Below are 24430 nucleotides of genomic sequence, written 5' to 3'. Positions count from 1 at the left end.
TAAGAGCCCACTCATGTTGATGTCATCCGGCGACAAGGCCGCGAAACTCTATTACGGCCCCTCGACCTTCCGCGTGTTGCGGCCGGGGCAGCATGTCTATTGTGCGGTGACCGGCGAGGTCATCCCGCTCGAAGAGCTGCGCTACTGGAGCGCCGAGCATCAGGAGGCCTACGCCACCCCAGAAATCGCGACCAAGCGCCTGCTCGGCGAGGGGTGAGCGCGATGCCGCTGAGCTGGATCACGCTCGCACTGGCCTGCGCGACCACGGGCTGTTCGCCCGCAGATGCGGTGCCACCGGTCGAGGATGCCGATCGGGCAAAGCCGCAAATGGTCGAAGCCACCGATAACGACGGACAGACCGTCGCGACGATGGTCGATCCGTTGCCTGCGGCGACTGCGCTCGAGTATGCGGGTGAGCTCACGCAAGGCGGCTGGATCAGAGGCCGCGTGCCGCAAGGGACAGTGCGCGCGACATTGGGCGATCAGCAACTCCGGCTGGCCGAGGACGGGAGCTTTTTCGCCGCCTTCGATCGCGACAGCCCGGACAATTTGACGCTCTCCGCCGTGCCGCAATCGGGCGAAACGATACGCGTCGACCTCTCGATCTCGCGGCGCGCCTGGGACATCGAGCGCGTCAACGTCGCCAAGGGCACGGGCGGCGGAAGCGAGGCATGGTGGAAGAAGCGCGAGCCCGAATGGCTGGCGATCAAGGGCGCGCGCGAGAAAGAGACCGGCGCCGACGGATGGAAGCAGGATTTCATCTGGCCGGTCGAAGGCCGCATATCAGGTCGTTTCGGGCGCCAGCGGATCTACCGGGGCGAACCGGGAAGCTATCACTCTGGCATCGATATCGCGCCCGGCAACGGTGTGCCGTTTGTCGCGCCTGCCGACGGTGTGGTGGTGCTCGCACGGACCGGCTTCAGCCTGGAAGGTACGATCCTCATCATCGACCATGGAGCGGGCCTCAACAGCGCCTTCATCCACCTTTCCAGATTGGCAGTGAAGGAAGGCGATACGGTCGAGCAGGGGCAGCATATCGGCAATGTCGGCTCCTCCGGTCGCGCGACCGGACCGCACCTGCACTGGAGCCTCAAGTGGAACGAGGCGCGGCTCGATCCGCTACTGTTCACCGGCCCGATGGACTGAGATGGCACGCCGCCGCCGCGCGATCGCGGCGATAATCCTCGCGGTCCTGTGTGCACCGGGGACTTTCCTTAGAACCGATATCAGCCGGGATCCGCCCGAAACGGTTGCGGTCGAGCAGGTCGCGAGCGCGAGCGATACGGCAACCCCCGTCTGGAGCGTTGCCGGCGTATGGCACTATTCGGCGGACAGCCTGCTGTTCGGCGGCTTTTCGACCCTGATGACGCTGCCCGATGGGCGCTTGCAGGCCTTTTCCGATCGCGGCGCGCGCTTCACTTTCGCGGAGCCGGACGGTCCGGCGAGCGACTTCAGCATCGCTCGCCAGCCGGTCCTGCCCGAGCGCTTCGACGACATTCGCGACATGGAGGCCTCGACCCGCGATCCGGCGAGCGGGACCTATTGGATCGCATTCGAAAACGATCACGCCGTGCATCGTTTCTCCGCAGGTAACGAGCCGAACGCGATGCGCGACCTCGTGGCCATCGCCGAGGCCAATCGCTGGAACGACAACTCCGGCGCCGAGGCCATGGTGCGGTTTGCGGACGGGCGCTTCGTCATCCTTCCCGAAACCCGCCGCACCGGGCTGATCTTCCCGCGCGATCCGGTCGCCGGAGACGAACCGCAAACCTTCGAATACGAACCCCCTGTTGCAGGCAACTCCGCGACCGATATGGCGCAACTGCCCGATGGCCGGTTGCTGTTGCTGCTGCGCGATGTCGATGCGGGCGGAGGGCTTCCGCCGTTCGCGAGCCTTATCGCGATCGGCCCGGAGCCGCGCGCCGACGAGGTGTGGGCACCCGAAATCGCGCTCGACCTGGCGGGCGTGATCCCGCGCGAGAATTACGAGGGCATCGCGGTGCGCGCCTTGGATAACGGCCGCGTCGCGGTGTGGCTGATTGCGGACGACAATCTCTCGCTGATCCAGCGCACGCTGGTCGCAAAGCTCATTTTCGATCCTGCCGGGACCGAATAATCGTCCGGAAACGCAAAAGGCGCGCGGGGCAGTCGCCTCGCACGCCTTTGCAGCGTCATTCGAACGCGGGTCGCCCTGGGCGGCCCGAATGCCCTTAGGCGGCGCTGTCGAGCTTCTTGAGCTCGCGCTTCACCTTGAGCGCGCGCGAGGACAGCTTTTCGTCCTTCGTCTTGAGCAGCCAGTTGTCGAGGCCGCCATTGTGTTCGACCGAACGCAGGCCCTGCGTCGAAACGCGGAACTTGAAGCTGCGATCGAGCTTTTCGCTCAGCAGCGTGACGTTCTGCAGGTTCGGCAGGAAGACGCGCTTGGTCTTGTTGTTGGCGTGGCTCACATTGTGGCCAACCTGGCGACCCTTGCCGGTCAGTTCGCAAATCCGCGACATGATATCTCTCGTTTCGTTCACAGTTACGGGCCGCGCGGCTGATTCGGCGGTCCCAATGCTCGGGTTATCCCGGAAAGCGGCGCGCATAGCGGGGGAGGCGCGAATCGTCAAGCAAGTTGCACCTGCAAGAGCGCACCGCTAGCGGGGCAATATGACGAGGTGGCCCATCCCGCAAGCCATGGAAACGGCGCTGCAAGCCGCGCGCAGAGCGGCGGACGGGGGCGAGGTGCCGATTGGGGCGGTGGTGGTGAAGGATGGCGAGGTGATCGCCATCGCCGCCAACCGCACGCGCTCGCCGCCCGATCCGACCGGCCATGCGGAGATTCGCGCGATGCGGCTGGCGGCGGAAAGGCTGGACGACGAGCGTCTCACGGGCTGCGATCTTTACGTGACGCTCGAGCCCTGCGCGATGTGCGCGGGCGCGATCAGCCATGCGCGCATCGCACGGCTCTACTATGCCGCGAGCGATCCCAAGGGCGGCGCGGTCGAACGCGGCGCGCGCGTGTTCGAACAGGAACAATGCCTGCACAAGCCCGAAGTCTATTCGGGGATGGGCGAAGGCGAGGCTGCAGAACTGCTGCGCGGCTTCTTCAGGGAGCGGCGATAAGCTGCATTTGCAGCTGCGCGATCCCCTACGCGTTCATCGCTATCGCCGGGACCTCCTCAAGCCATGCAATCGCCTCGTCGCGCTCGTCGAGGTCGAACGCCTTGATCTCGGCCTTCACGAAATTGCCGGTAAACTCGGCGTAGCCGCGCACCCATGCGGGGCCGCCGACGATCGCGTAGCGTTCGAGCTTGTTGGCGATCTCGAGCTTGGCCGAAAGGACCTTGCGGCTCAGCAGCCGGTCGAGATCGAAGCCGTGCCAGTTCTTGATTACCAGCAGCAGCCTGGTGCAGTCGGGGTCTTCGAGCCGCTTCTGCACCATCGCCACGCCGCGTTCGGATTCGTCGCGGTCAAGCCGGCCTGACAACTCGTAGGCCGCGATGCCCGGCTTGCCGATGTCGAGTTCGTGCACCGCGCCCGTGTGCGGGCCTTCGCTCTCGCCCATCACCCATGCCCGCGCGGCGTCGGCCTCGTCCTCGTCGTAGACTTCGTAGACGACCCGGGGCAGCAGCGCGCTTTCGAGCCGCGCGCCGGTCCGCACCCAGTCATTGTCCGAGACGATTGCGATCCGGTCGAGCCCGTAGACCCACTTCATCAGGCTCGGCACATGCGCCAGTTCGACCGCGACCGCGGAGAAGGTGAAATCGGTGACCGCGGTCACGTCGATCAGGATGCTTCCGCCCCCGCCTGCCGCATTGCGCTCCTTGGCGAATTCGACGAGCCTTTCGGCGTCGGCCTGTCGAAATTCGGCGATGACCACCATGCGGTGGGCGGTGTCGGACAATTTTTCGATATTGATCATGGGGCGTCTCCTCGGAGCAGTCGATACACCGCGAGTCGCTGTCCGGTCATTGACCGGGATCAAATGCGCACTAAAGCCCCCGCCAGATTTTCGCCTTCATGCCGTCGCTCGCGCCGAAGCGGCTGGCGTCGCAGCGGGTCGGACGGAAGCGCTTGGTATAGCACAGCCGGATCTCCTCCAGCCATCCGCGTGAGTTGAGTTTCACGCCGACAGCGCCTGCGGGGATGCCGCGGTTGGCGCTAGCGAAAGCTTCGCGGATGCGCCCTGCGGTCAGATCGTCCTCGCGGCTGATCCTGTCGTAATCGGGAATGCGGTAGCTCTCCCACAGGATGCGGGCGACCTTGAAGTAGGTATCGGGGCGCTTGACCATGCAGCTGCCGTGCTTTGCCCATTGGCGGGCGATCAGGCTGGCCGAGGGCATCATGCACAGGTTGGCGCGCACCTCCTGCGGGGTGAGCCTTCCGCGCGTGGAGCACCATTGCGGCCAGGTGCCACTGGCGCTTTGCGGCCACAGGCCGTGGACGATCAGGCCGAAGCGGCCATTGTCGCCCGAGCATTGGGTGCGATGCGCGCGGCTGTCCTCGCGCGGTTTGCAGAATTCGGGGCTCCAGCTCAGCGCCATCGTGTAACCCGTTACCGCCAGCTCGCGGCGCGGGCCGTCGGGCGACACCTGCGGCACGGTCGAGACCGAGGGCATCCGGCACTGGTAGGCTTGTGCCTGCGCCATTGCGGGCAGTGCGAGCGCGGCAATGGCAAGCAGGAGACTAGCCGAAGGTCGCAGGGTCGATCTCCTTCTTCGCAAACCATGCCTCGGCCCCGCGCGTGAACAGCAGCGCGACCGCCGCCAGCGCTATCGATTGCCCCAGCAGCAGGCCGGGCAAGGCGTAGAGCAGCAGCAGGTCGCCGAGGATCAGCAGCGCCTTGAGAGCCGCCATCGCGGTGATGAACCAGCGCGCGAAGCGGCTGGCGACCAGCCATACAAGCGCGATCGGGATCAATTCGATGGTGAACCAGGCCGAACTGGTGACGATCGTCCAGTCGCGGTTCCAGTCGAGACCGAGCCCGAGCGAGCGCAGGAATTCCTCCTGCGCGGGAAGATCGAACAGCGCGATGGCAAGGTTCGAAGTGGCGATGGCGAGGAGCACCCCCGCGAAGAGGTTGATCGAGAGCGGTCTTGGCCCCCGCTTCACCTTCATAGCGGCGTGAAATCGAGGCCCACGTCCGCCGCCGGGGCGCTTTGCGTCAGACGTCCGACCGAGCAGTAATCGACCCCGCTCGCCGCCTTCGCTGCAATAGTATCGAGATTGATCCCGCCGCTCGCCTCGGTCGGCACGCGGCCCGCGACCATCTCGACCGCCTGCTTGAGCACTTCGGGCGGCATGTTGTCGAGCAGCAGGTGGTGCGCGCCCGCTTCGAGCGCGGGTTCGATCTGGTCGAGCCGGTCGACCTCGCAGATGATCGGTTTCACTCCGGCATCGCGGGCGCGCTTGACCGCTTCGGCGACGCTGCCTGCGACCGCAACGTGGTTGTCCTTGATCATCGCCGCATCCCACAGCCCCATGCGGTGGTTCTGCGCGCCGCCCATGCGGGTGGCGTATTTTTCGAGCACGCGCAGGCCGGGCAGGGTCTTGCGGGTGTCGAGCAGCGTGCAGGAGGGGTTGCCCCCGGGTCCGCGCATGGCGGTGACGTACTCGTTCGCCATGGTGGCGATGCCCGAGAGATGCTGGACGATATTCAAGGCGCTGCGCTCGGCGGTGAGCATCGCGCGGGCGTTGCCGACGATGCGCATCAGGTCGGTGCCGGGGGTAACCTTGTCGCCATCATGCGCCAGCACTTCGATATCCACCGCGGGATCGAGACGGCGGAAAAAGGCTTCGGCGAGCGGCAGTCCGGCGACGACGATCGCGTCGCGGCTGTCCATCACGCCGGAGAACCGCGCATCGGCGGGGATTACGCTTTCGGAGGTGACGTCCTTCCCGCCGCCTTCGAGGCCGGTGCCGAGATCCTCGGCGAGCGTCTCGCGGACGAAGCGGTCAAGGTCGAAGCCGGGAAGGGTGAAGCTCATGGAGACTGTCTAAACGGTCGCGCAGCGACCGCAAGCCCGACCGGGCGCCCGCAGCGTGCGCAGCTACGCTGCGCGTCTAGCGAGGACGAAAGCGCGGATGCGCTTTCGCAAGCAAATTAATGCACGAACCTCGCCACGACATCCCGATAGGAACGCGAAACCTTCACCTCGGCGCCCGAATCCAGCACCAGGAAGCATTCGCCATTGGTGTGCGGCTTCACCTGCCGCACCTGGTCGAGGTTGACGATGGTCGAGCGGTGGACCCGCTGGAACTTGCGCGGGTCGAGCCGGCGTTCGAGGTCCTTCATCGTCTCTCGCAGGATCAGTGAATTGTCGCCGGTGTAGATGCACATGTAATCGCCGGCAGCCTCGATATGCTCGATCGAGTCGACCTCGACGCGGAAGATCTGCCCGCGATCCTTGACGTTGATGAGCTTTTCGAAACGGTCGGCGCTTTCCGAAATGTCCCCCCCAAAATCGGCCGCGCGGTCCGGAGCGACTTCGGCCAGCACGTCGAGCAGTTGCTCGGCGTCCTCGGCCGATTTCTTTTCGGCGAGCCGCTGGCGGACCCGCTCGATCGTGTCGGCGAGCTTGTCTTCGTCGACCGGCTTCATCAGGTAATTGACCGCATTCGCCTCGAACGCGCGGATTGCATGTTCCTCATAGGCGGTGACGAACACGAACAGCGGCGGTTCGATCTCCATCACGCCCTTGACCACGCTGAAGCCGTCGAAGCCCGGCATCTGGATGTCGAGGAAGACCAGATCGGGCTTTTCCGTCTTGATCTTTCGGATCGCTTCGCGCCCGTTCGAGCAGGTGTCGATCACTTCGACGTCGTCGAACGGTTCGAGCCGGACCTGGAGGCCCTGGATGGCGAGCTTTTCGTCGTCGACGAGAATGGTGCGGATTGTCATGGCTATGATCCAGTAGCGCGTTGGGGGTCGAGTTCTATCACATTATCGGCGGAGGGTTCCGAGGGAGCGCTATCCGGAGCGGAATTCGCGCTTTTGGCGGCCTGTGCCGCCGAACCGGGCTCCTCGGCGCTCTCCGGCTCATATGGGATCTCGATGAAGACTTTAAAGCCGCCGCCCGGTTCGGACTTGGTTTCGAACACGTGGTTCTCGCCATAGGCCTGCATCAGACGGTTGCGGATATTGGCAAGCCCGACCCCGGTCGAAACCGGCTGACCTGTAGGGTTGCCGTCCGGATCGAACAGGCGCTGCTGGATCGGGCCATCGACCCCGGGGCCGCTGTCCTCGACGCTGAGCCGCAGTCGCTCGCCGACGACCCGGGCGGTTACCGAAATGCGCGCGCCTTCTTCCTGCGGGCTCACCGCGTATTTGATCGCGTTTTCGACCAAAGGCTGGAGCAACATGGAGGGCAGCGAGGCCTTGAGCGCAGCATCGTCGATCTCGAAATTGGTGCGCAGCCGGTCCTCGAACCGCATTCGTTCGATATCGAGGTAGAGCTGCAGCGTTTCGATCTCCTGGTCGAGCGTCACCTGGCTGCCGGGCTCGGCAATCAGCGTGTGCCGCAGGAAACCGGACAGGCGGGTGAGCATGGCGTTGGCCTGTTCGGTCTGCTTGAGCAGCACCAGCGTGCTGATCGAATTGAGCGTGTTGAACAGGAAGTGCGGGTTCAGCTGGTACCGCAGCATGGCGAGCTGCGCGGCGGTCGTCTGCGCTTCGAGCCGCTCGAGCCGGTCGGCCTGCCGCTCGACCGTCAGGAAGTAATTGATCGCGTAATACAGCGCGCTCCAGGCGCCGAGCAGCGTCAGCGGGATGAACGAAAGACCGATAAAGCGCTGGGCGAAGGTGGTCTCGCGCGTGCCGCCATAATAGACGCCTTGCACCCAGGCATCGATCGTGGCGTGGAGGATCACCGCCCCCATCAGCACTACGGCGGTCATGCCCCAGGTAACGATCGGCTGGCGGCCGATCAGCTGGCGATAGATCACCGACAGCACCAGCGTGATCGAGAAGCCGGTGACGGTGGTGACCAGGATCACCGCGAGCAGATCGAGCGGCTGGTCGTTGGCAAGCGCGACCACCGCGCGCAGCAGGAAATATCCGCCCCAGCCCGCCAGCTGGAGGTTCCAGAACGCCCGGTTCTTGCTCGCAAAGAATGGTGCCGGCTGGATCTGAAGCACTGACATAATCAGCCCATGTAGCCCATTTTTTCGCGGTTAGCAGCGCTTTTGCCGAATATGGCCGTGCGCGGGTCACGATCCGCCGTGCTAGCGACGCTCTTGAGGGTCGATTTCGCGGCGAAAATGCGCCGACCAGTCGGCTTCGCCATCTGCGGCCATCAATCGCCGGATCACGGGGATTTCGGCCTCGACCGCTTCCATCCGGTCCTGCCATTTCGGATGCGACCCGGGGATGAACAGCACGCTGCCGCTCGACGGCCTGTACTCTGCGAAGAACCGCGCCGCCGCGGCCGGATCGTATCCCGCATTGGCAAGCAGCCATGGCATCAGCCGGTCGGCCTCGCGCTCGGTGGCGCGGATATTCTTGCGCGAGCGTCCGTTGCGGTCGAGCCATTCGCTGTGCTTCAGGAAATTGTGCGCCAGTTCGTGGGCGACAGCTGCGGCAAACAGCTCCTCGTCGAGAGCAAAGCCGGGAAAGGCGGCGCCGATCACCACCCGATTGCCGTCGGCGACCGCGCGGCCGCCATCCCCGGCCAGCTCGAAGCGGGTGGCGCAGGCCTCCACGGGGATGAGCCGCACTGAATCTCCATTCGCAAGGCCGATCTCTATCCCGCCATGTTCGGCCAGCATCGCGTCGATATGATCGTGCGCCCGGGTCAACCGCTGCCAGTAGAGCCTGTCTCCCGCCTCCCAAGCGTTCGGGTCGAAGCGTTCGAGCCGGACGATCTCGACGTTTCGCGCGACCGTGCCGATTGCGCCTGCTGGCGATCCCTCGGCGGCGGTTTGCACTGCGAAATCCCGCTCGAGACCGAGGGCGGCGCGCGCGATGTCTGGGCGGCCATAGCTGGCCATGTCCTGCAATTGCAGGCCGATTGCAGGGAGGGATTCCGGGCAGAATGCGGCATTGCCCGTAACGAGCTTCCAACCGATGTCTTGCAGCCGCTGGTCGAGATCCTGGAATTGCCCGATCGCCGCGCGCTCGGCTGCGAGGTCGACATCGCCGACGTCAGGAGAGGCGGAAAGCGAAGGTGCGCCGATCCCCGCTGCGGCGATCGTCGCAAGGGCGGCGATCATGCGAGGCATCAGCTGCCAACCGGGGGTCCGGCCTCCTCGAGCGTCTCCTTCATCCGGTCGTATCCGACATAGCCGTTGACCAGCGTGTCGCCCGCGACCCAGCCGGGTGTGCCGTTGAAACCGAGAGACTGCGAGAGCGAGAAATTGCGCGCGATTTCCATCGTGACCGCTTCGGAGGCGGCGTCCTCCCGTGCGCGTTCAAGATCGAGGCCGATTTGCTGCGCGACCTGTTCGGCGGTTTCGGCATTGGCGGGGCCGATCCTGAACATCGCATCGTGAAACTCGGCATACTTGCCCTGCATCGCCGCCGCGAGCGCCATCCGCGCCGCCGCTTCGGAGCCGTCGAATTGCGGCAATTCGCGCAGCACCACCTTCAGCTCCGGGTCCTCGGCGATGAGCCGCGTGACATCGGGCAGGCTCGCCTCGCAATAGGAGCAATTGTAGTCGGTGAATTCGACCAGCACGCGTGAGCCTTCGGGATTGCCCATCACCGCGCCGGGGAAGGGAGCGTAAACCTGTGCGCCGACATCGGCGAGCCGTTCGCGTGCCTGCTCGGCCTGGAGCGCCTCGAACAGGTCTTCGAGGATGCTCGGATTGTCGAGCAGGTAGGCGCGGGTGCGGTTGTCGGCGAGGCCCGAATACGACCAGATCGCCGCACCGAGAAAACCGAACGACAAGGCCAGCAGCGCGGTAAGGAGCGTGTTGCGGAGGGTGGAAGTCATCTGAAGAGGCCCGGTGCTGCGAGAGGGAGAGGCTTGCGCGGCGGTATTAGCGTTGGTCGCGCAGCCGTTCCAGTTCCGAGCGCGCCTGAAGCGCGACGTCCTGCGCGCGGATCCAGTCCGGCGAACCGACCGGCAATCCGGCTTCGGCGGCCTGCGCATTCCTGAGCGCCTCGGGGTAGTTGCGGCTCATCACCTGCTGCTCGGCGCTCGCGAGGCGCGCGCGCGGGATGTCGCCGCGCGCGGCATAAACCACGCCGAGCTGGTACCACGCGAAGGGATTGAAGCGATCTTTCGCAACCGCCGCACGCAGCACCCGCTCCGCTTCCGGATAGTTGCTTTCGTCTTCGGTCGCGATCAGCGCATGGCCGAACATTCCCGCGATAAGCGGCTGGTTGAGCGTGATATCTGTTGCCCGGCGCAGCGGCTCGAGCGCGTCTTCGGGGCGACCCGATTCCAGCAGGATCTGGCCCTTCAATTCGAGGAAATAGGGATTTTCCGGATTGATATCGAGCAGTGCGTCGGTCTCGGCGAGCGCCATTTCGACCCGCGCATCCTTGTGGAAGGCATAGGCGCGCGCATACCGCGCGGGGATGCTGGTGTCGCTTACTGGATACTGGTTCAACGTGCGCTCGGGCTCGGCAAGATAACCGTAGAGCTTGGCCCGCACCCGCAGGAACCGATCCTGCAGATCGGGATCGCCGGGGGAGTCCCATGCGGCGTCATCCTGTAGCAGGCCGCGAAGCGTCTGGATGCGGTCGCCCGAGAGCGGGTGGGTTCGGGTGTAGGCAGCCTCGTCGCCCTGGCTGTACCCGCGGCGGATTTCGAGATCGCGCAGCCGGTCGAAGAAGGTCAGCATGCCGCGGCCCGAAATGCCCGCGCCCGAAAGATAGCGGGCACCGGCAAGGTCGGTCGAGGCTTCCTGGTTGCGATTGAAGGCGAGAAAGCTGCCGAGCGCGGCGCGCTGGCCGGCCATGAGCGCGCCGAGCGCCGCATCCCCTGCACCGGCGAGCGCTGCGCCGACGCCGAGCAGGAGCGAAAGGATGGTGATACCATTCGCCGCGCGGGTCCGTTCCTCGAAGCGCACCACGTGCCCTGCGGTGATGTGGCCGAGCTCGTGCGCGATCACGCCCTGGACCTCATTCGCCGTTTCGGCAGCGTTGAGCAGGCCGGTGTGGATGTAGATCACCTGCCCGCCGGCAACGAAGGCGTTGATCGACGGGTCGTTGATCAGCACGATGTCGACATTGCCGGGCTCAAGCTCGCTGGCTTCCACCAGCGGTTCGAGCATGTCCTGCAAGAGCGCTTCGGTCTCGGCGTCGCGCAGGATCGACTGCGCGGCAAGCGGGTTCAATGCAATCACGCTGCTCGCGAGCAGCGCAAGGCAATAGGCGGCAAGCCGGTAGAGCTTGAGGGGGCGTGAAGCGCGCATCGCGGCTGTGCTAACGCGTTTTCGCCTGAACGGGAACTGAAACCGTGCCGGGCGAGGCAACCTCGTGCGCGAATTCGGCGATCAGATCGGCGATGTCGGTGCGCGAACGCCATGGAGCCGCGAGCGCCATCAACGGGTCGCGATGGGTCATATCCGCATAGGTGCGGACGGTAACTCTACCGCCGGCCGCTTCGATCCGGCGCGCGAGTTCGCGGGTGTTCCTGATTTTGACCGTGTCGTCCTTTTCGCCATGAATCAGGAGCTTGGGAGGAGCATCGGCTCTGACATGGGCGATCGGTTGGGTGGCTTCGGGCTCGATCGCATCGCCGAAAGCGGCCTTCGTCGATTCGCTGTCGAAGGGGAAGAAATCATAGGGTCCGGCGAGCCCAACGACGCCTGCGATGTGGGTGGAGGACAGCCCCTCGCGTGCAAGCCAGCGTTCCTCGAGCGCGGCCATCACCACATTGTATGCGCCTGCGGAATGGCCCGCGAGCACGATCCGCTCCGGGTCGCCGCCGAATTGGGCGATTTCGCGGTGGGTCCAGCCGATCGCACCGGCGGTGTCTTCGAGCATGCCGGGATACTCGCCCTCCTTGCCAAGCCGGTACCCGGCGAGGACGACGATGAACCCTTCTGGCACAAAAGTGCGACCGACAAAGTCGTATGACTCGGGACTCCCCGAATTCCAGCTGCCCCCATGGACAAAGATCAGCACCGGCCGTTTCGTCTCGACCGCGCCCCCATCGGCCCGGCCCCAGACGACGAGTTTCTGCTGGGGGTGCTCCCCGGTCGAGATCACTGCCTTGCGCTCGGCCTCGCTCGTGTTGCCGGCGATGCGGTCCACCGCGCTCAGCACTGCGGGCCCGTCGCGTGCGATCGCGAACTGCAGCGCGATCGCGCCGACGCCAGCGATCACGACCAGCGCGGCAACAATCCCGATTGTCATTCGCATCGCCCTCCTCATCGGCCCTAGCTCACTTCTCCGCTGGCCACACGCACGAGTTCATCGGTGCCTGTATCGAAATCGAGGCCGGCCTCGGCAAGGAAGGCGCGCGCCTCGGCGTAGTCCGATCCCATCCAGAAAGGCACTCCCGCCGCTGCCATCCCGGACTGTGCGCTGACGTCGGCACCGCTGAGCGATCGCCCGGCGCTCTGGCGGATAAACACTCCGGCGATCCTGTCCGGGCGCGCTGCGGCTATCGAACCGAATACCGAAAGGTCTTTCTGCGTATCGTCGCCCACCAGCACGAAACGCATGTGCGGATAGGCCGCGAGAATGCGTTCGACCGAAGCCTGCTTGTGCGAACCGTGGCCCTCGCTCCCGAGCGTCCGGCGGTTGAGGCCCCAATCGCGCAGCATGATCGGCCCGAGCGGCAATTCGCGCTGGTGTTTGAAGGTGACAAGGTAAGAAAACAGGTTCCACGGGCTCGAAGAGACATAGAAGATCGGGCGGGGGACCGGCTGCGGAACCCGGCTGGCGTCGCGCAGCGGGGCGCTTCCGCCGAGCGCGGCGAAGAAATCGGGTGCTCCGGGAACGACGATCCTCTCGCCCGGCATTTGCGCCATCACTCTCCGCCAGTTCCTGGCAATTGCCCGAAAGCTGCCGGTGATTCCGGTCTCGAGGATCGTGTCGTCGATATCCGAGATAACCCCGACGCCCGCGCTGCGCCCGGGGGCGAGAATGAAGGCGGTCTTTTCGAGCGGCGCCTCCGCGTCGTCGGCCTGCCATCGCAGGGTGGCGCGCTCCCATGCCGTGTCGAGCGGCAGGTCGTAGCTTTCGGCGAAGGGTATTTCGAAACGCGCAAATCCCTCGTTCTCCGTCGTGGCGGACTGGCGGATCAGCTCGCCTGCGCCGGTTTCGAATTCCAGATGCACGTCCAGGCCCGGCACTTCGTGCGAGGCATATTGCCGGATCATCGTGCCGAGGCCGCCCCAGAACCCGCGCGTGTCGAACACCGGCTCGCGCCGACGCAGCGCCCTCGCGGACACGACAAGGGTGCGATCGTTGCGGTAGCCGAAGAACGGCTGCACACGCACGGGTGCGTTGCCGGGAAAGAGCGCTCTGAGCATCGCGCCCGCCTAGTCGCGAACGGGACGGAAACCAAGCCTGCCCTTAAGGCATGAGATCGCCGGAGGTCAGCCGACCAGCTTGCGTGCCGCGCGTTCGATCAGCGGGATATCGTCTTCGATCTCGCCGATCATCGAGACATGGCCATCGCCGTCGCGGCGAACCATGACGAGCGAGAATTCCGCGCCTTCAGCCGACAGTGCTTCGAAAGTGAGTTCTTCGAGTTCGCGCAGCTTCTTCGCCAGCGCCTTGCGCACTTCCTCGGCGGGCTCGACCGACTTGCCGGCCTCTTCCTTGCGCAGGCGACGTTCCGCCGCGACGACGCCTTTGAGGCCGCCCTCCGCCTGGCCGAGGAAATCTGCCAGCGTCCCGCGCTCGAGATGAAGCCGGTGGGCATGGCTGAGCACTGCGGCGTATTCGGTTAGGCGCGTTTTGTCGTAATCGCTTCCGAACACGAGCTTGACGACCGGGGTCATCGGCGCGCGTTCCTGGATCGACAGGCCGCTTTCCTCGATCAGCTCGCGATATTCGTCCGGAGCGTCCTTGGCGGCGAGCGAGAAGTCGTATGCGCGCCCAACCGCCGCATAGAGCGCCTGGCGGCTGCGGTCTTCCGATACCTGCGCCGTGCGGGCGAGTTCGCGCGCCGAGGCGAGGGTATCGTAAAGCCCGGCATCGGATTCGAGCGCATTCGCGGCATCGTCGTCATCCGTATTTTCGTCTTCATCGCTGAAATCGGTCTCGTCCGCAGCGACGGATGCGGACACTTCGAATTCGGCGAGATCGATCACCGGTGCGGCTTCCGCTTCGTCCGTTTGGCCGCCCTCATCACTTTCGCCTTCGTTATCGGATGCATCGGCGGCGTTTTCGGTGTCGTAGTCCGCGGGATCGACCTGCATTGCGTCGAGATCGATCGCCTTCTTCGCCGGAGCTTCGATGTAGTCGGCGAGCGAAGCGAACGAGTATCCCGGACCTTCTTGCTCGTCCTCATCCTCGTCGGGATCCTCGAGCGAGTACTGTCCGAAATCGGGCAGCGGCAGGTCGTCTTCGTCGGTCGGGCTCTCGTAGTCGGGCTCGAATGCAGCGACATTGTCGCCGTCTTCTTCGCCTTCATCCATCTCGGGCACGAAGTCCTCGGGCGCGATTTCATTCTCGACGCCCAGCTCGAACACATCGGCGCTCGGGCCATCGACCAGCGGGTCGGCGTGGTGCTTGTGCGGCTCGTCCTCTTCTTCGACCGGACTCTCGCCGATTTCGAGCGCCTGGTCGATTTCGAGCAGCAGCTCGTCCGAGGTCACCTGATCCGCGATCTCTTTCCAGTTGATCACGCCATAGATGAAATCGATCGTCTCGTCGTCGCTCGAAAACGGCAGCAGGATGCCGCGATACATGATCGAAACCCCGCGCTGATTCATGAACTCCGCCTCGAACCCGATCGGGGCCTCGTTGGCGAGAATTTGCATGTAGTGGTCGGTGATCCGGCTCAGCAGCGAGCGCGGTGGAACGTCGGAAAGCTTCGCGATGTGGCCCTCGGTGCCGCATTCCTCTGCGAGACGGTTGCCGAGGAACTGCACGGCTGGGTCCTCGATCCCGGCGGAGAAATCGAGCAGGACGGAATTCGGGCCGAAGTCCTCAAGGTTGTGCGGTTCGAGCTCTTCGATCGATGGGAAGCTCTTGTCGCCCAGCAGGCTGGCCCAGTGATTGTAGGCGCGCACCTGCATGCGGCGCTCGTCCTGGCCGATGGCCTCGGGCGGAAGCTCGCGCACGCTCTCGTCGTCATGGGCGTCCCAGTCTGCGCTGTCATCGGTGACATCGCTGGAATCAAATGTGCCCCGCAGGTTGTCCATGGCCCTGATACGCCCCTTGTTAAACGGTTATGGGGACGGGTTCTGGCAATGCGTGGTAAACATCCCGTTAAGTCAGGCGGCAAAACCGCGCAGAAACACGCGAGCGGCGCAATGACGCCACCAGCGATGCGGGGAGCTGCAGGAACGGAACCGACTGAGTGACGTCAGCGTCGCGAACGCTTGGCGCTACAGGAAATAGCGCATCTTGATCGTCAGCTGCTGGGCGGCATCGCCGTGATCGAAGACTGCATCCTTGAACTTGGGCGGTGCCATGCGGACCGGAGCATCGCGGGAGAAGCCGTAGCCTTCCTTGGGCATCATTCCGAGCGCGCGGTTGGCCTTGCCGTCATTGTTCTCGTCATGCAGCAGCGCGACCGCATACTTGCCGGGTTTCACGCCGGTGAAGGTGATGGTGACCGTTTCGCCCGCAGGCACGACTGTGCGGTGCGACGAGGGATCCTTGATGCACTTCGGGAAGATGTCTTCCTTGGTCGTCATGCAGGCGCGCACCACGCCTTTGGTGTTGCGAAGATCGGTGACGGTGATGGTCACCTCGTTAGCCACCGCCGGCGAGGCCATGGCGGTCAGCGCGGTCGCAGCGCCCAGAGATGCGATGCGGATCAAGCCCGCAACTCCGCCGGATCGCCTGCGGACTCGCCCAACATCCTGCGCGAAAGGCCGCGATCGGTCCCGCAGACTCGATCCCAGAAACGGAAATACAGGCCGAAGTTGCATCGATACTCCTCGTGATGCTTTTCGTGGTGGCTCGCGGTTATCAGCCAGCGACCCAACGGGGAATGAACGATCCGGCGCGGGAAAGCCTCCCACCCCATGTGGTTCGTCACGCCCATGACCGTCGCGACGGCGAGCACCACGCCCAGCATTGCGAGGTGGATCGGAACGACGAACACCATCAGCGGTATCAGCACCGCCCCAGAAAGGCTCTCGATCGGGTGGAAGCTCATCGCGGTCCAGGCGGTCGGCGGGCGGCTGTCGTGGTGAACTTTGTGCATGACCCGGAACAGCCCGGGCGAATGCATCGCCCGGTGGGTCCAATAGAACCACGTGTCCTGTGCCAACAGGTAAACAAGGACCGACACCGGCAGGTACCACAAAGGATAGGCGGTCCAGTCGGTATAAAGCCGGGTCCAGCCCAGGTGGTTCCAGCTCCAGAACACCATTCCGGCGGGCGCGCCGTAGATCGCCGTGGCGATCAGCGACCAGCGGATCTCGGCGCGAATCTGCATACGTCTCCCCGCGTAAAGCCCGGGCCGGACACGGTCGGTGATCCATGCGAACAGGCCGCTTGCGGCGAAATAGCGGATGGCGACGAATGCCGAGGTTACGACGCTGACGATCAGCAGCGCGAGCAGTACGGGCATGTCGGCGGGAAGCATGATCAGCGCTTATGGCGCAGTTCGCCGCGGCGAAACAGCCCTAACCTGCGCTCGCCGGATCGCCACAATGGGGATCGAGCAGCGCGGTGTGCCGGCGCATGGCGATCCGCGCCAGCCGCTCGACCTGCGCCTTGCGCCGCGCGGCGGCGAGCGGATCGAGCGGTGCATGGCGGACGATTTCGGCATCATAGCCGTCACCGACGATGACCCCGCACTTTTCCGGCCAATACGCGTCGCTTTCAAGCGGGCTGCGGTCCAGCGCCGGCGGGACGCCCCAGAAGAAGCGGTCGCAGAAATCCAGGTAGTCCGGCCACTTGGCATCGCCCAGCAGGTCGCCGCGCGCGACTTTGATCTCAACGATGACGATCAGCCCCTTGGCATCCACCCCCATCAGGTCGGCGCGCCGCCCGTTCTTGAGCGGCACCTCGCTCACACACCAGATATCGTTGCGTGCGAACAGACGCATGATCCCGCGTGCGACGCCTTGCGCGCTCGTGATCGCGGGCGAATCGGGATCGGATAGCGAAGCGGTGGACATCGGGCATGATTGGAACATACCGCGAACGCAGTCAAGCGGTCAGGAGTGCGCGGGCGCTTTCGCTTCGAGCATATCGAGCACCGCCTCGCGTGCCGCGTGGAATTCACGCCACAAGGCGAGCGCGGGCGCCCCTGCATCCTGCCCGCGCGCGGTGATGACTTTCAAGGCGGTGATCCCCGGCTGCATCATCGCATCGATATCCTCGATGCCCTGCCACGCGAGTTCGCGCTGCCATTGCTGCGCGGCGGTGAGCCGCTCGGCAAAGTTGGCGGCATCATGGGTTTCGGCCCCGCCCGAAAGCTGGGCCAGCCCGGCGAGTTCGGCAGCCTGGCGATGCAGCTCGTCCCAACGCCGCGCGAGCGCGCCGACCGGTTCCTTGGCCTGCAACGCGCTATCGCGCATAGCGTTGATCTGGTCGGGAGGCAGCGCTGACATGGCCACCGGCTTACGTCGTAAGCTCTTGCCGTTTGGTTAAGCTGCGGGTGACCACGCGGTCGTGCAGTCAATAAATCTGTGGCAGAGCGGCCCAGGTCTTGCTAAGCGGCGCGCCCGGCGCAAAGATCGCGCCGCCGATAGAGCATTCAAGCACCCGTAGCTCAGCTGGATAGAGCGCTGCCCTCCGAAGGCAGAGGCCACAGGTTCGAATCCTGTCGGGTGCGCCAGTTTTTCAGCGCAAGTCTTGGTCGGTTTGCCCAAGTCTTCAGGAAACCGTGCGCAATTCGACTTTCGCTCTTGCATCTTAGGCACTTAGGCTATTGTCTGCGCCCCGTGAGTACTTTCGGCTGGGAGCGCGGAGCGAAGAGAATGCGCATTGGTCGCTTCCCAAATGGCGTGTTTCTCGTGGCGATCGCGGCCCTTGGGGGCTGCGCAACGCTTCCCCAGCCGACTGATACGAACCTCCCCGAGTTCGTCCCGCCATCCTGGGCGATCGTCGAGCCCGCGCCGGTCGAGACCTCGCTCGCGCAATACTGGACGCTGCTCGACGACCCGCTGGTCACCGAATATGTCGAGCGCGCGATCGCCAACAATCGCGACCTTGCCGCAGCTTCCGCCCGCGTTGCTCAGGCACGTGCAGGCGTGCGCTCGGCCCGCGCGAGCTATTTGCCGCAGGTAAACGCCTCGGGCGGGGTGCAGCGGGATCTCGGCGATTTCTCCGAAGATGAACTGCAATTCTCGCTCGGGGCGGATGCACGGTGGGAAATCGACCTGTTCGGGCGGATCGGTTACGACGTCGCCGCAAGCCGCGAACAGCTGCGCGCCGCGGGATTTGCGCTCGCCGACCTGCAGCGACTGATCGTCGGACAGGTTGCGCAGACCACCATATCCGCCCGCGCGCTCGCCACCCAGCTCGACATCGCCCGCACCACGCTCGAGATTCAGGACGAGAACCTCCAGATCGCAAGGTGGCGCTTGCAGGCCGGGCTCGTGTCGAGCCTCGATGTGGAGCAGGCGCGCACGCAGCGGGCACAGACGGCTGCCTCGATCCCCGCGCTCGAACGCGACCTCGCTGCCAGTGCCAACACGATCTCGGTTCTTATTGGCGAGGCTCCCGGTCCGGTTCTCGCCGCGCTCGAGGGCACCGCCAAGATTCCTGCCCCTCCCGCCGATCTCGGCTATGCGATGCCGGCCGAAGTGCTGCGCAAGCGTCCCGATGTGCGTCAGGCCGAAGCGAACCTGCTTGCCGACGGGGCGCGGGTCGGTCTGGCGCGGGCGCAACTGTTCCCGCTGGTGCAGCTCACCGGGAATGTCGGCACCGCATCGGTCGGGATTGACGGATTGTTCGACATCATCACTGGCGGACTGATCGGGAGTATCGGCCAGCTGATCTTCGACGGCGGCCGCACCCGCGCCCGGATCGACGGGGCGCAGGCGCAGGCCGAGGCGTCGCTTGCAAACTGGGAGCAGTCTATCCTGCTCGCGCTCGAGGATGTCGAGACGGCTGCGGTTGGCCTACGTGCCGCCCGCGAAAGGGTCGAATTCTTCCTCGAGGCGCTCGAAGCGGCGGAAAACGCGGCGATTATCGCTCGCAGCCAGTACCAGTCGGGCCTGATCGATTTCCAGGCCCTGCTGGTGGCCGAAAACCAGCTGCTTTCGGCGCGAAACGGCCTTGCGGCCAGCGAAGCCGAACGCGCCACCGCCTTTGTTCGGTTGACCCAGGCACTGGGCGGCGGATGGCAGCCAGACGATGCATCGCAAGACCCCAGCGAGCCCGGTGAAAGGATCGAAGAATGAGCGAGGCAGGCGGCGAAGAGCCCAGCATCGAGGAATTCCTGGGCGCGGAAGCCAAGCCGCGCTGGCGGCGCTGGATGAAGTACTGGCTGCCCGCCCTCGCGATCCTGCTTCTGGTCCTCGCGATTTCGCGCTGCAGCTCGGGTGGCGACGGCCCGCAATACATCACGCAGGATGTGATCGAACGCTCGCTCGACCTGACCGTGACGGCGACCGGCAATTTGCGGCCGACCAACCAGGTGCAGGTCGGCTCCGAGGTATCGGGCCGGATCGACGAGATCTATGTCGATGTGAACGATCGGGTCGAACGCGGGCAGGTGATCGCGCGGATCAATACCGATGTGATCGACGACCAGATTACGCAGGGTCGCGCCAATGTGAATGTCGCCCGCGCGCAGGTCTCGCAGGCGCGTGCCACGCTCAAGGTCGACCAGGCGCAGCTGAAGCGGCTCAAGGAAGTGTTCGATGTTTCGGGCGGCAAGGTGCCAAGCGCGATCGAGATGGAGCAGGCCGAAGCGGCGGTGCAACGCTCCGAAGCCGCGCTCGCCTCGGCGCTCGCCAATGTCCGCGCCGCCGAAGCCCAGCTCGGCACCTCGCAGACCGCTCTCGCGCGCGCGGTCATCACCTCTCCGGTCTCGGGCGTGGTGCTCTCGCGCCTCGTCGAGCCGGGCCAGACGGTGCAGGCGGCGTTCAACGCGCCGACGCTGCTGATCATCGCCGAAGATCTGAGCCAGATGCAGCTGCGGGTCGAGATCGACGAAGCCGACGTGGGCCAAGTCGCCGAGGGGCAGCCAGCTAATTTCACGGTCGATGCCTATCCCGGGCGGAAATTCCCGGCGCGGGTCGAGCGTGTCGACGCTGCTTCGACCAACACCGCGAGCCTCGCCACCTCGCAGGCCGGGAATGCCGCTCCCGCCGGCAACTCGGTGGTGAGTTACGAGGCGCGTCTGTCGGTCGCCAATCCCGACGGGCTCCTGCGCCCGGGCATGACGGCCACCGCCACCATCGAGACTTCCAGCACCGGTAAGCAAACGCTTGTGCCCAACAGCGCGCTGAGATTTCGGCCCGAGGATGCGGCCGAGCAGGACGAGGGCGGCAGTGTCCTCAGTCCCGAATTCGGGCTCGAGCGTAACGAGCAGCAGGCGACGATCGGCGTGGGCAGCCGCCAGAAAGTCTACGTGCTGGGCGATGACAACCAGCTCGAAGCGATCGACGTGATCACCGGGCAGAGCGACGGCCGCGTCACCGTCGTCACTTCGGATGACCTCAAGCCCGGGATGAAAGTCGTCACCGGCGTGGGAGCGGGCGGCAACTGATGGCCGTACCGCTGATCCAGCTGGAAGGGATTACCAAGACCTTCGGCGAGGGCGCAGCGGCGTTCGAGGCGCTCAAAGGGATCGATATGGAGATCGCCGACGGCGATTTTGTCGCGGTCATGGGGCCTTCGGGTTCGGGCAAGTCCACGACGATGAACATCCTCGGCTGCCTCGATGTCCCGACCTCGGGCGTATTCCGGTTCAAGGGTGTCGAAGTCCAGGCGCTCGACCGCGATCAGCGCTCGCTGCTGCGTCGCAAGTATCTCGGCTTCGTTTTCCAGGGCTTCAACCTGCTGGCCCGCACAACCGCGCTCGAGAACGTCGAACTGCCGCTGCTTTATCGCGGAGAGAAGAAGGCGGCGAGACGCGAAGCGGCAATGCGGGCGCTCGACAAGGTGGGCCTTGCGCCGTGGGCCACGCATACACCGGCCGAGCTGTCCGGTGGCCAGCAGCAGCGTGTCGCCATCGCCCGCGCGCTGGTGACCGAGCCCGACGTGCTGCTGGCCGACGAGCCCACCGGCAACCTCGACACCGAGCGCTCGATCGAGATCATGGAATTGCTGACCAAGCTGAACGCGCAGGGCATCACCATCCTGATGGTGACTCACGAGCATGAAATGGCCCGCTTCGCCCGGACAATCGTGCATTTTCGCGACGGGCTGGTCGAACGGGTCGAGCGCCGCAAGACCGAGCCGGAGGACGCGCCATGCTAGGTATCTTCGGGGCGACATTACTGCTCGCCTTCCGCGAGATCCGCCGCCACATCCTGCGCTCGATCCTGACGACGCTGGGGATCATCATCGGCGTTGCGGCGGTGATCACGATGGTTACGCTCGGCAACGGTGTGACTGCATCGGTCAAAGACCAGATCAGCTCGCTCGGCTCGAACGTCTTCATCGTCTTCCCGCTCAGAGGCGATCGCAGCGCGCCGCGGCCGTTCGACGAGGACGATGTCGAAGCGGTGCGCAACCAGATCGCAGGCGCCCAGATCGTCGCCGGAAGCGTGTCGGCCAGCGCAACCGCGTTTCACAACGGCGCCGACTGGTCGACTTCGGTGCAGGGCGCCAACACCGCATTCCTCAATGCCCAGTCGATCGAGTTGAGCGAAGGCCGCCCCTTCAACAGCGAAGAGGAAACCGCCGGGCGCAACGTCTGCCTGATCGGGGTCAAGGTGCGCGATGCGATCTTCGTGCCGGACACCAGCCCGCTCGGGCTCGAGATGCGTCTCGACAGCGTATCGTGCACGGTCGTCGGAGTGCTCGTCGAGCGGGGTCAAACCGGCGGGCCGGGAGACGCCGACAACACCGTCATCATGCCATTGAAGACGGTGCAGCGGCGCTTCACCGGCAATGACAATATCCAGTCTTTCGTGGTGAAATACGATGCCGATTACTCGAGCGCGTCGATCCAGGAGGCGCTTGTGGGGCTGCTGCGCGAACGGCGGCTTCTCCAGGAGGGATCGGACAACGATTTCAACATCATCGACACTGCGCAGGTGAACGAGGCGCTCGGCGCGGCGACGGGAGCGCTTACGGCGATGGTGGCAGTGATCGCGGGAATCAGCCTGCTGGTCGGCGGGATCGGCATCATGAACATCATGCTCGTTTCCGTCACCGAACGGACCCGCGAGATCGGCATCCGCCTCGCCATCGGCGCGCTTTCGCGCGAGGTCCGCCTGCAGTTCCTGACCGAAGCGGTGGTGCTGTGCTGCCTCGGCGGTCTCGTCGGGATCGCGCTTGCGTCCGGGCTATCGTGGAGCCTCGCCGCGGTGATCGACGTGCCGTTCGTGTTCAGCCCGTCGATCAATATTCTCAGCTTCCTGTTTTCCGCCGCCATGGGGATCATCTTCGGATACTACCCGGCAGCGCGGGCATCGAAGCTCGATCCGATCGAAGCGCTACGCCACGAGTAGAACGTCTATCCGACGCTGATCTTGCGCTTCGTATCCTTTGCCACCTTGGGCAGTTTCAAGATCAGGATCCCGTTTTCGTAGCTGGCTTTCGCGCCTTCTGCGGAAACCTCCGCGGGGAGCGAAATGCTGCGCTGGACCGCGCCGTAGAACCGCTCCGAATGCAGGATGGTGTCGTTTTCCGTATCCGCGTCATATTGCGAGATCTCGGCGCTGATGGTCAGCACGTTGTTGTCGACCGAGATGTCGATATCGTCCTTGTGAACGCCCGGCACTTCTGCCTCGACGACGAGGAATTCGCCGTTCTCCTTTACGTCGATTGTGATCTTGCCCGGCTTGGGCAAAGGGTCGCCGTGCAAGGGCGCGATGGAATAGCCGAGGGGGAAATCGTGAAACAGCTCGTCGAAAAGGCTGCGGCGGGCGGGGGTGGTGGCCATGTTCCTTCTCCATACGTCAGGGGTTCGACATGCTATGATAATGCCGAGTCGCAGCCCGGACTTCATTGACCTGGGTCAAAGACTCGCCCGGTGCGTCGACTAGCTAGAGACGCGAGTGCAATGCCGATTGTCGATCACGACTTCGGATGGATTGGAGGAAGCGGCGGTGAAGATCGGACATGGAACCCTGGTGTTGGTGGCGGACGGGCAGAAGCTGCTGCTTTTGCGCAACGAGGGGGATCGCAAGTACGCCGTTCTCGAGACTCTCGACCACGAGGAGGATACGAACCCGCCCGCACATGAGCAGGGGACCGATACCCCTGGGCGGACGCATGCAAGCGTCGGCGAAAGGCGCAGCGGCTATGACGAGACCGACTGGCACGAGCGGGCCGAGAAACAATTCGCCAAGAATTCCGCCAACGAGCTCGAACGCGCGGCCGACACTCATCCCGATGCCGGTATCGTCGTCATCGCTGCGCCGCAGACGCTCGGAGTGATGCGCCAGCATTATGGCAATGCAACGAAGGAGCGGCTGGTCGCCGAAATCGACAAGGATCTCGCGCATCATACAACCAAAGAGATTGCGGAGGTTATCGCTGCGTATTCCAACGGGTGAGTGTATGAACAGGCCATGCCCGAGGCCCAATCCACGCATTTCAAGGTAGCAAGCTACAACATCCGCAAGGCGATCGGGACCGATCGTGTGCGCAATCCCGTACGGGTGCTCAATGTGCTGCGCGAGATCGACGCCGATATCGTCGTCCTGCAGGAAGCCGACCGGCGGTTCGGCAGGCGCGAAAGCGTCCTGCCTCCTTTCCTTGTCGAAAGGCACAGCCATTATCGCGCGGTCCCGTTTGACGTACAGCACGATTCTATGGGGTGGCACGGCAACGCCATCCTGGTGCGCAGCGACATCGAAGTTGCGCATCATGATATCGTCCACATCCCCTATCTCGAGCCTCGCGGAGTCGTGACCGCGCGGCTGGGTATTGCGGGACAGGAGATATCGGTCTTCGGCATGCATCTCGACCTGTCGGGCCTGTGGCGAAAGCGACAGGCGCGCGCGATCACCGATCTCGCCGAACAGGCGCAAAGCGAGCGGCCGACGCTGATGATGGGCGATCTCAACGAATGGCGCACCAGTGGCGGCTGCTTCAACGAGTTCGGCAAGCATTTCACCGTGCTCGATTGCGGGCGCAGCTTTCACAGCAGGAGGCCGGTCGCAAAACTCGATCGGATCATGCACTGCCCGCGTCTACGTGCAGTGGATTGCGGGGTGCACGAAAGCTCGCTCGCGGCGCAGGCGTCGGATCACCTGCCGGTGTGGGCCGAATTCCGGCTGTAGCCGG

General features: G+C 64.6%; 28 protein-coding genes and 1 tRNA gene. 11 read left to right on the top strand and 18 right to left on the bottom strand.

All coding sequences use genetic code 11. The annotated features are described in order from the left end of the window. Positions 1-13: 13 nt before the first annotated feature. From ACI5KX_RS01390 to ACI5KX_RS01380, 3 genes are read left to right on the top strand one after another with little or no spacing between them, the layout of a single operon-like run. Complete coding sequence (locus ACI5KX_RS01390; RefSeq protein ID WP_406808887.1) at positions 14-217, top strand: DUF2093 domain-containing protein; 204 nt, start codon at positions 14-16, stop codon at positions 215-217. A 5-nt stretch (positions 218-222) separates the two neighbouring features. After that, positions 223-1146: a peptidoglycan DD-metalloendopeptidase family protein gene (locus ACI5KX_RS01385; RefSeq protein ID WP_406808886.1), complete on the top strand. Its 924-nt coding sequence runs from the start codon at positions 223-225 to the stop codon at positions 1144-1146. A gap of 1 nt (position 1147) precedes the next feature. Continuing rightward, positions 1148-2116 (top strand): esterase-like activity of phytase family protein, encoded by a 969-nt coding sequence (locus ACI5KX_RS01380; RefSeq protein ID WP_406808885.1) that lies wholly within the window; start codon positions 1148-1150, stop codon positions 2114-2116. Between the two features lie 94 nt (positions 2117-2210). Here the strand turns inward: ACI5KX_RS01380 and rpmB are convergent, their stop codons facing one another. After that, positions 2211-2498, bottom strand: coding sequence for a 50S ribosomal protein L28 (gene rpmB / locus ACI5KX_RS01375; protein ID WP_406811297.1), 288 nt, complete (start codon positions 2496-2498; stop codon positions 2211-2213). 151 nt (positions 2499-2649) lie between these two features. On the opposite strand from rpmB, the gene ACI5KX_RS01370 reads away from it, so the two are divergent. After that, positions 2650-3105, top strand: coding sequence for a nucleoside deaminase (locus ACI5KX_RS01370; RefSeq protein WP_406808884.1), 456 nt, complete (start codon positions 2650-2652; stop codon positions 3103-3105). Positions 3106-3130: 25 nt separating this feature from the next. On the opposite strand, the gene ACI5KX_RS01365 is transcribed toward ACI5KX_RS01370, so the two are convergent. The 16 genes from ACI5KX_RS01365 to ACI5KX_RS01290 form a co-directional block, all read right to left on the bottom strand. After that, positions 3131-3904: an STAS/SEC14 domain-containing protein gene (locus ACI5KX_RS01365; protein WP_406808883.1), complete on the bottom strand. Its 774-nt coding sequence runs from the start codon at positions 3902-3904 to the stop codon at positions 3131-3133. A gap of 70 nt (positions 3905-3974) precedes the next feature. Beyond that, complete coding sequence (locus ACI5KX_RS01360; RefSeq protein WP_406808882.1) at positions 3975-4631, bottom strand: ribonuclease T2 family protein; 657 nt, start codon at positions 4629-4631, stop codon at positions 3975-3977. A 37-nt stretch (positions 4632-4668) separates the two neighbouring features. Further along, positions 4669-5100: a hypothetical protein gene (locus ACI5KX_RS01355; protein WP_406808881.1), complete on the bottom strand. Its 432-nt coding sequence runs from the start codon at positions 5098-5100 to the stop codon at positions 4669-4671. Further along, positions 5097-5969: a carboxylating nicotinate-nucleotide diphosphorylase gene (gene nadC, locus ACI5KX_RS01350; RefSeq protein WP_406808880.1), complete on the bottom strand. Its 873-nt coding sequence runs from the start codon at positions 5967-5969 to the stop codon at positions 5097-5099. Before nadC ends, ACI5KX_RS01355 begins: the two co-directional genes overlap by 4 nt. A gap of 116 nt (positions 5970-6085) precedes the next feature. Beyond that, complete coding sequence (locus tag ACI5KX_RS01345) at positions 6086-6883, bottom strand: LytR/AlgR family response regulator transcription factor (RefSeq protein ID WP_406808879.1); 798 nt, start codon at positions 6881-6883, stop codon at positions 6086-6088. Positions 6884-6885: 2 nt separating this feature from the next. Next, entirely contained in the window at positions 6886-8124 is a 1239-nt protein-coding gene (locus ACI5KX_RS01340) for a sensor histidine kinase (RefSeq protein WP_406808878.1), read from the bottom strand. A gap of 81 nt (positions 8125-8205) precedes the next feature. Then, positions 8206-9201, bottom strand: coding sequence for a hypothetical protein (locus ACI5KX_RS01335; protein ID WP_406808877.1), 996 nt, complete (start codon positions 9199-9201; stop codon positions 8206-8208). Next, the gene (locus tag ACI5KX_RS01330; RefSeq protein ID WP_406808876.1) at positions 9201-9914 is read right to left on the bottom strand and encodes a DsbA family protein; all 714 of its coding nucleotides are present in this window, start codon (positions 9912-9914) and stop codon (positions 9201-9203) included. The genes ACI5KX_RS01335 and ACI5KX_RS01330 overlap by 1 nt, the downstream gene beginning before the upstream one ends. A gap of 46 nt (positions 9915-9960) precedes the next feature. Further along, on the bottom strand, positions 9961-11343 hold the full coding sequence (locus ACI5KX_RS01325; RefSeq protein ID WP_406808875.1) for a M48 family metalloprotease: 1383 nt from the start codon (positions 11341-11343) through the stop codon (positions 9961-9963). A gap of 10 nt (positions 11344-11353) precedes the next feature. Continuing rightward, positions 11354-12289: an alpha/beta hydrolase gene (locus ACI5KX_RS01320; protein WP_406808874.1), complete on the bottom strand. Its 936-nt coding sequence runs from the start codon at positions 12287-12289 to the stop codon at positions 11354-11356. A 23-nt stretch (positions 12290-12312) separates the two neighbouring features. Then, positions 12313-13413 (bottom strand): phosphatase domain-containing protein, encoded by a 1101-nt coding sequence (locus tag ACI5KX_RS01315; RefSeq protein WP_406808873.1) that lies wholly within the window; start codon positions 13411-13413, stop codon positions 12313-12315. Positions 13414-13479: 66 nt separating this feature from the next. Then, positions 13480-15255, bottom strand: coding sequence for a hypothetical protein (locus ACI5KX_RS01310; protein ID WP_406808872.1), 1776 nt, complete (start codon positions 15253-15255; stop codon positions 13480-13482). A 186-nt stretch (positions 15256-15441) separates the two neighbouring features. Next, complete coding sequence (locus ACI5KX_RS01305) at positions 15442-15879, bottom strand: DUF2141 domain-containing protein (RefSeq protein WP_406808871.1); 438 nt, start codon at positions 15877-15879, stop codon at positions 15442-15444. Further along, on the bottom strand, positions 15876-16652 hold the full coding sequence (locus ACI5KX_RS01300) for a sterol desaturase family protein (RefSeq protein ID WP_406808870.1): 777 nt from the start codon (positions 16650-16652) through the stop codon (positions 15876-15878). Before ACI5KX_RS01300 ends, ACI5KX_RS01305 begins: the two co-directional genes overlap by 4 nt. Before the next feature lie 40 nt (positions 16653-16692). Next, a complete protein-coding gene (locus tag ACI5KX_RS01295; protein ID WP_406808869.1) occupies positions 16693-17190 on the bottom strand; it encodes an MmcB family DNA repair protein in 498 nt (165 codons plus the stop codon). Positions 17191-17229: 39 nt separating this feature from the next. Further along, on the bottom strand, positions 17230-17625 hold the full coding sequence (locus ACI5KX_RS01290) for a hypothetical protein (RefSeq protein ID WP_406808868.1): 396 nt from the start codon (positions 17623-17625) through the stop codon (positions 17230-17232). A gap of 150 nt (positions 17626-17775) precedes the next feature. On the opposite strand from ACI5KX_RS01290, the gene ACI5KX_RS01285 reads away from it, so the two are divergent. The 5 genes from ACI5KX_RS01285 (at position 17776) to ACI5KX_RS01265 (ending at position 22647) form a co-directional block, all read left to right on the top strand. Next, positions 17776-17852: transfer RNA gene (locus tag ACI5KX_RS01285), tRNA-Arg, on the top strand. Positions 17853-18030: 178 nt separating this feature from the next. Further along, positions 18031-19422, top strand: a complete 1392-nt coding sequence (locus tag ACI5KX_RS01280; protein ID WP_406808867.1) for an efflux transporter outer membrane subunit — start codon at positions 18031-18033, stop codon at positions 19420-19422. Beyond that, positions 19419-20735, top strand: coding sequence for an efflux RND transporter periplasmic adaptor subunit (locus ACI5KX_RS01275; protein ID WP_406808866.1), 1317 nt, complete (start codon positions 19419-19421; stop codon positions 20733-20735). The genes ACI5KX_RS01280 and ACI5KX_RS01275 overlap by 4 nt, the downstream gene beginning before the upstream one ends. Beyond that, a complete protein-coding gene (locus ACI5KX_RS01270) occupies positions 20735-21448 on the top strand; it encodes an ABC transporter ATP-binding protein (protein ID WP_406808865.1) in 714 nt (237 codons plus the stop codon). The genes ACI5KX_RS01275 and ACI5KX_RS01270 overlap by 1 nt, the downstream gene beginning before the upstream one ends. Positions 21449-21450: 2 nt before the next feature. Next, positions 21451-22647 (top strand): ABC transporter permease, encoded by a 1197-nt coding sequence (locus ACI5KX_RS01265; protein WP_406811296.1) that lies wholly within the window; start codon positions 21451-21453, stop codon positions 22645-22647. 5 nt (positions 22648-22652) lie between these two features. On the opposite strand, the gene ACI5KX_RS01260 is transcribed toward ACI5KX_RS01265, so the two are convergent. Beyond that, positions 22653-23081 (bottom strand): Hsp20/alpha crystallin family protein, encoded by a 429-nt coding sequence (locus ACI5KX_RS01260; RefSeq protein WP_406808864.1) that lies wholly within the window; start codon positions 23079-23081, stop codon positions 22653-22655. A gap of 166 nt (positions 23082-23247) precedes the next feature. Between ACI5KX_RS01260 and ACI5KX_RS01255 the strand changes: the two genes are divergently transcribed. Next, complete coding sequence (locus ACI5KX_RS01255; protein ID WP_406808863.1) at positions 23248-23697, top strand: host attachment protein; 450 nt, start codon at positions 23248-23250, stop codon at positions 23695-23697. Positions 23698-23712: 15 nt separating this feature from the next. Continuing rightward, positions 23713-24426, top strand: a complete 714-nt coding sequence (locus ACI5KX_RS01250) for an endonuclease/exonuclease/phosphatase family protein (protein WP_406811295.1) — start codon at positions 23713-23715, stop codon at positions 24424-24426. Positions 24427-24430: the final 4 nt, after the last annotated feature.

It is taken from the genome of Erythrobacter sp. GH1-10 (assembly GCF_045363165.1).
Lineage (GTDB): Bacteria > Pseudomonadota > Alphaproteobacteria > Sphingomonadales > Sphingomonadaceae > Erythrobacter.
Note: the sequence above shows the minus strand (reverse complement) of the source record. Positions and strands in the feature narration are given on the sequence as shown.

What these genes read in the sequence shown, in the direction of transcription:
- ACI5KX_RS01390 (WP_406808887.1), top strand. Translation starts at nt 14, where the DNA reads ATGTTGATGTCATCCGGCGACAAGGCCGCGAAACTCTATTACGGCCCC.
- ACI5KX_RS01385 (WP_406808886.1), top strand. Translation starts at nt 223, where the DNA reads ATGCCGCTGAGCTGGATCACGCTCGCACTGGCCTGCGCGACCACGGGC.
- ACI5KX_RS01380 (WP_406808885.1), top strand. Translation starts at nt 1,148, where the DNA reads ATGGCACGCCGCCGCCGCGCGATCGCGGCGATAATCCTCGCGGTCCTG.
- rpmB (WP_406811297.1), bottom strand. Translation starts at nt 2,498, where the DNA reads ATGTCGCGGATTTGCGAACTGACCGGCAAGGGTCGCCAGGTTGGCCAC.
- ACI5KX_RS01370 (WP_406808884.1), top strand. Translation starts at nt 2,650, where the DNA reads ATGACGAGGTGGCCCATCCCGCAAGCCATGGAAACGGCGCTGCAAGCC.
- ACI5KX_RS01365 (WP_406808883.1), bottom strand. Translation starts at nt 3,904, where the DNA reads ATGATCAATATCGAAAAATTGTCCGACACCGCCCACCGCATGGTGGTC.
- ACI5KX_RS01360 (WP_406808882.1), bottom strand. Translation starts at nt 4,631, where the DNA reads ATGGCGCAGGCACAAGCCTACCAGTGCCGGATGCCCTCGGTCTCGACC.
- ACI5KX_RS01355 (WP_406808881.1), bottom strand. Translation starts at nt 5,100, where the DNA reads ATGAAGGTGAAGCGGGGGCCAAGACCGCTCTCGATCAACCTCTTCGCG.
- nadC (WP_406808880.1), bottom strand. Translation starts at nt 5,969, where the DNA reads ATGAGCTTCACCCTTCCCGGCTTCGACCTTGACCGCTTCGTCCGCGAG.
- ACI5KX_RS01345 (WP_406808879.1), bottom strand. Translation starts at nt 6,883, where the DNA reads ATGACAATCCGCACCATTCTCGTCGACGACGAAAAGCTCGCCATCCAG.
- ACI5KX_RS01340 (WP_406808878.1), bottom strand. Translation starts at nt 8,124, where the DNA reads ATGTCAGTGCTTCAGATCCAGCCGGCACCATTCTTTGCGAGCAAGAAC.
- ACI5KX_RS01335 (WP_406808877.1), bottom strand. Translation starts at nt 9,201, where the DNA reads ATGCCTCGCATGATCGCCGCCCTTGCGACGATCGCCGCAGCGGGGATC.
- ACI5KX_RS01330 (WP_406808876.1), bottom strand. Translation starts at nt 9,914, where the DNA reads ATGACTTCCACCCTCCGCAACACGCTCCTTACCGCGCTGCTGGCCTTG.
- ACI5KX_RS01325 (WP_406808875.1), bottom strand. Translation starts at nt 11,343, where the DNA reads ATGCGCGCTTCACGCCCCCTCAAGCTCTACCGGCTTGCCGCCTATTGC.
- ACI5KX_RS01320 (WP_406808874.1), bottom strand. Translation starts at nt 12,289, where the DNA reads ATGACAATCGGGATTGTTGCCGCGCTGGTCGTGATCGCTGGCGTCGGC.
- ACI5KX_RS01315 (WP_406808873.1), bottom strand. Translation starts at nt 13,413, where the DNA reads ATGCTCAGAGCGCTCTTTCCCGGCAACGCACCCGTGCGTGTGCAGCCG.
- ACI5KX_RS01310 (WP_406808872.1), bottom strand. Translation starts at nt 15,255, where the DNA reads ATGGACAACCTGCGGGGCACATTTGATTCCAGCGATGTCACCGATGAC.
- ACI5KX_RS01300 (WP_406808870.1), bottom strand. Translation starts at nt 16,652, where the DNA reads ATGCTTCCCGCCGACATGCCCGTACTGCTCGCGCTGCTGATCGTCAGC.
- ACI5KX_RS01295 (WP_406808869.1), bottom strand. Translation starts at nt 17,190, where the DNA reads ATGTCCACCGCTTCGCTATCCGATCCCGATTCGCCCGCGATCACGAGC.
- ACI5KX_RS01290 (WP_406808868.1), bottom strand. Translation starts at nt 17,625, where the DNA reads ATGTCAGCGCTGCCTCCCGACCAGATCAACGCTATGCGCGATAGCGCG.
- ACI5KX_RS01275 (WP_406808866.1), top strand. Translation starts at nt 19,419, where the DNA reads ATGAGCGAGGCAGGCGGCGAAGAGCCCAGCATCGAGGAATTCCTGGGC.
- ACI5KX_RS01270 (WP_406808865.1), top strand. Translation starts at nt 20,735, where the DNA reads ATGGCCGTACCGCTGATCCAGCTGGAAGGGATTACCAAGACCTTCGGC.
- ACI5KX_RS01260 (WP_406808864.1), bottom strand. Translation starts at nt 23,081, where the DNA reads ATGGCCACCACCCCCGCCCGCCGCAGCCTTTTCGACGAGCTGTTTCAC.
- ACI5KX_RS01250 (WP_406811295.1), top strand. Translation starts at nt 23,713, where the DNA reads ATGCCCGAGGCCCAATCCACGCATTTCAAGGTAGCAAGCTACAACATC.